The organism is Aeromonas sp. HMWF017 (assembly GCF_003061465.1).
GTDB lineage: Bacteria > Pseudomonadota > Gammaproteobacteria > Enterobacterales > Aeromonadaceae > Aeromonas > Aeromonas veronii.
Window position 1 is genome coordinate 17,199 of record NZ_QAJD01000105.1, and the last position, 4,147, is coordinate 21,345.

At 60.2% G+C, this 4,147-nt stretch carries 3 protein-coding genes, 3 tRNA genes and 1 pseudogene; all 7 read right to left on the bottom strand.

The window, feature by feature from the left end:
- Positions 1-851 (bottom strand): annotated as a pseudogene (locus DBR30_RS22035) (lysylphosphatidylglycerol synthase domain-containing protein); the annotation flags it as partial.
- 153 nt (positions 852-1,004) lie between these two features.
- Positions 1,005-1,187, bottom strand: coding sequence for a hypothetical protein (locus tag DBR30_RS10340; RefSeq protein ID WP_108542680.1), 183 nt, complete (start codon positions 1,185-1,187; stop codon positions 1,005-1,007).
- Positions 1,188-1,241: 54 nt separating this feature from the next.
- Positions 1,242-2,567: a two-component system sensor histidine kinase RstB gene (gene rstB / locus DBR30_RS10345; protein ID WP_108542679.1), complete on the bottom strand. Its 1,326-nt coding sequence runs from the start codon at positions 2,565-2,567 to the stop codon at positions 1,242-1,244.
- Positions 2,568-2,588: 21 nt separating this feature from the next.
- Entirely contained in the window at positions 2,589-3,299 is a 711-nt protein-coding gene (gene rstA / locus DBR30_RS10350) for a two-component system response regulator RstA (protein WP_108542678.1), read from the bottom strand.
- A gap of 315 nt (positions 3,300-3,614) precedes the next feature.
- Positions 3,615-3,690, bottom strand: a tRNA-His gene (locus tag DBR30_RS10355).
- 54 nt (positions 3,691-3,744) lie between these two features.
- Positions 3,745-3,821, bottom strand: a tRNA-Arg gene (locus DBR30_RS10360).
- A gap of 37 nt (positions 3,822-3,858) precedes the next feature.
- Positions 3,859-3,935: transfer RNA gene (locus DBR30_RS10365), tRNA-Pro, on the bottom strand.
- Positions 3,936-4,147 lie beyond the last annotated feature (212 nt).

The window sequence follows — 4,147 nt, forward strand, 5'->3', positions numbered from 1 at the left end:
ATGCAGCGGTAGAGCAGCAGCGAGGCGAGCAGCTTGTCGACCGGCAGGTAGTGGGCCAGCAGCAGGCTCATGCTCGCTTCGAATACCCCAATCCCGCCCGGCACGTGGGCCAGCACCCCGAGGAAGCTGGCCAGCACGAAGGCACTGAGCAGCACGGGGTAGGGGACGCTATCTGCAGGCAATAGCACAAACAGCACGGCGGCGGCGGCCATCCAGTCGGCCAGCGCGACCAACAGTTGCAACAGACGTATCCGAAAGCCCGGCAGGGTCAGGGTGTGTTTCCGCCAGGAGAGACGGTGTGTAGGCCAGCAGAGGTAGCTGGCCACCAACAGCAGAGCCATGACGCCCGCCAGCCTGAGCAGGGTATCTGCCCACTGCGGCCAGTCAGGCAGCAGCTGTGATACATCGCAGGTCAGTAGGGCGCCACCTCCCCACACCAGCAGGCCGAGGAAAAAGGTGATGGAGCAGAACAGCACCACGCGGGCTACCTCACCGGTCGCCAGACCGAGGGCTGAGTAGAGCCGATAGCGTACCGAGGTGCCGGTCAGCAGGGCAAATCCCAGGGTGTTGGAGAAGGTGTAGGCGATAAAGGAGGTAATGCTGACCTGTTGCCAGGGAAGGCGCTTGCCCAGCGCATGGAGCGCCAGCATGTCATAGCTGCAGAGGCAACCATAACTGAGCAGGGTCAGCAGCAGGGCGCCCGCCAGTCGCGGCAGGGGTTGGGACCAGATGGCCACACGAATATCGTGCCAGTGCCATGCCTGAGTCAGGTGATACAGCACGGTCAGTGCGGTGCCGAGCAGCAGCAAGCTGCACACGGGGCCGAGCCATTTAAACAGATAACGCCACATGCCATGTTCCTGTGGTCATTGACCGTTTCCCGCAAAGGGGGAGCCGGGTCGTGGATCCGGTTTGGACGAGGGAGGCGCTCGTCAGGAAAATTTCGGGAAGAGATGAAAAGGGAGGCGTCAGCCTCCCTCTGTGTTATCCAGTGACCGGTTGGATCACTTGGTTTTCGGCGCGACTTTGACGGTAGGGGTCTTGGCGTGGGTGGCTTTATGGTGTTTTTTCACCACCTTGGTCTGGGTCGCCTGCGGTGTGGCTGTCTTGGTCGGGGTGGCCGCCATGGTGAAACCGGAGGTGAGGGCGAAGACGGCAGCCAGGGTCAGGGGAATGATCTTTTTCATGTTCAATTTCCTTATTCGGGTTGATGTTATGGAGCGTTCTCCATGACAGTCATCCTATGACGGTTGCAGCGGCCCTTCAGTGAGCGGTTGGTGACGGTTTGTATCCAAATGTACAGGCAGGGTGAGGCAGAAGCGGGCGCCGTGGTCACTGGCCAGCAACACCACATCCCCCCCATGATGACGGGCAATGCTGCGCACTATGGCCAGCCCCAACCCGGTGCCGCCGGTGCGACGATCCCGGCTCTGATCAAGGCGCACGAACGGCTCGAAGATCTGGGGCGCCAGCGCCGGATCGATCCCCGGCCCATCGTCGCTCACCTCCAGCAAATAGTTCTCCTGCAGCCGCGAGATGGAGAGGGTAACCTCGCTCTCGGCGTAGCGCAGGGCATTGCCGATGAGGTTCTCCACCGCGCGCGTCAGCAGACGCTGATCGCCGCACCAGGGCATGTGGCGTGGCGGCAGATCGAGGGTGAGCCTCTTTTCGGGTGCCAGCGCTTGCCAGTCGCCGAGATGCGCTTGTGCCCAGTGACTGAGCTCCAGCTCGTCGCGCTGCAACGGCAGCTCGGGTCTATCCAGCTTGGCGTAGGTGAGCATCTCTTCGATCAGGGCGTCCAGCGCTCCCAGATCTCGCTCCAGCGCCTGCTGCTCCTGCTCGGCAGGGGCAGGATCGAGCATGGCAAGCCGATAGCGCAGCCGGACCAGCGGGGTGCGCAACTCGTGGGCGATGGCATCGGTCAGTTGTTTGCGGCTGGCAATCATGGCCTGCAATTGGGTCGCCATTTGATCGAAGGTGCGTCCCACCCGGGCCAGGCTGCTGCCCGGTGGCAGATTGGTTCGGCAGGAGAGATCCCCATCGCCTACGCGACGAGCGGTCTGCTCCAATTGCTGCAATCCGTGCCAGTGGGGACGCAACCAGAGCAGAATGGGCAGGCCGAGGGATAGGCCGATCACCAGCAGCAGTCCCACATCGACCCAGTGCAGCTCGTGCAGGTAGGATAGGTAGGGTACAGGGCCGACAATCAGCACCCGATCTGTATCGGGGATGCGCTGCAGGAAGGTGTCATCCTCCTCGACGATGACAATGTTGCCGGCGGCCAGAAAGGCTTGATCCTCGCTGGCCAGTGGCTGGCGCACCAGCTCGCCGATCTTGAGGGGGAGGGTAAACTGACTGCTCTGCTCGGCCAGCCGATCGGGCCAGCGCTCTGGCGGGGTTCTTGCCAACTCGCCGGTCAACAGGCCAAGAGAGCCCTGCATCATGCGTTCGAGATAGCGATCACCCGCCCGTTCGGCGGTCACCTGATAGACCACTCCCACCAGCAGGATGGCCAGGGTGAAGCAGCCGATCAGCAACAGATAGAACTGGATAAAGAGACGGCGCATGGCGGTGCTCCCGAAAAAGGGTTATTCCCAGGCGTGGGGGACGAAGAGGTAGCCTTTCTGGCGCACAGTCTTGATCCGGGTCGGGTTGTCGGGGTTATCACCCAGTTTGCGGCGCAGGCGGGAGATGGCCACATCCATGCTGCGATCCTGGCCGTCATACTCCCGGCCGCGCAGGCTGCGAAAGAGAGCTTCCCGTCCTAGGATCTGGCCGGCGTGACAAGCGAGTTCCCACAACAGATCAAAATCGGCGGTCGAGAGAGCAATGCTCTCGCCATCGAGCCGCACATCTCGCCCCGGGCCATCCACCCGTAGCCGACCAAATTGCAGTTGCTGGGGAACGCTGCTGGTGGCTGCCGGTTGGGTTGATGCTTGCTGGTGCTGGCGAAACTGCACCCTCAGTCTGGCCAGTAGCACGGGGGGCGGGGTGGTTTTAAGGATGTAGTCGTTGGCGCCCAGCTCCAGACTCAGGATCTGGTTCATGTCGCTATCCAGCGAGGTGAGCATTACGATGGGGCCGTCGAAGCGCGGCCGCAGATCCCGACAGAGGGACATGCCATCTTGCCCCGGCAACATGATATCGAGCAGCACCAGATCGGGCTGCTCGGCTTCTACCCGGGCCAGTGCCATGTCCCCTCTGGGCTCTAGGATCACGTCCATATCGTGGCGACCGAGCCAACTGCTGATGAGTTGGCCAATCTCGGGATCATCTTCGACAAAAAGAATGCGTTGCATAGAAAAGCTCCAACGGAAAGCAGGAGAGAAGAAGAGCGATCAGCATATCAATGGCGCTTGGGAAATACAGAAAAAGAACCGGGCAGGCTGATGTGTGGGGGAGAGTGGCTGTGTGTATCGATGGGGAGGCACACATCGTGACAAATGGGCGGAGCCGCGTTTATCGATCTGGAGGATAATGGCCTTGCAGACAAGGCAAGGTACAGTCGAGCGCAAAACAAAAAACCGGCCAAGGCCGGTTTTTCGCGGAGCAGACCAGAAGGTCACTGCACCAAGTCGATGGACATCACCTTACGGCGATTATCGACAGAATAATGGGGTGGCTGATGGGGCTCGAACCCACGACAACCGGAATCACAATCCGGGACTCTACCAACTGAGCTACAGCCACCACTGAAATTTTTTCATCAACGCTCGCGAATCCAGAAGGATTGGGGAACATCAATGGCGCGCCCTGCAGGATTCGAACCTGCGACCCACGGCTTAGAAGGCCGTTGCTCTATCCAACTGAGCTAAGGGCGCTTTGTACCAACACGTCTTGAGGACGAGTCGATGAACATGGTCGGTGATAAAGGATTCGAACCTTTGACCCTCTGGTCCCAAACCAGATGCGCTACCGGACTGCGCTAATCACCGAAAATCCCTGACCAGCATATCGACATGAGTCGTACTGGGCAACGGGCGGGCATCATAGCCAAGCGTAAGGGGCAGCGTCAACGACTTTTTCCCCCAGTAAATTCAAGTGCCTACTTATTGCCCGCTACAGGTCTGGCATGCGTCTGCCGCTAACATCCCGGCTAAAAAAATGCGACAATGCGCGGCAGTTGAACACATGGTGAGTGGAGAAC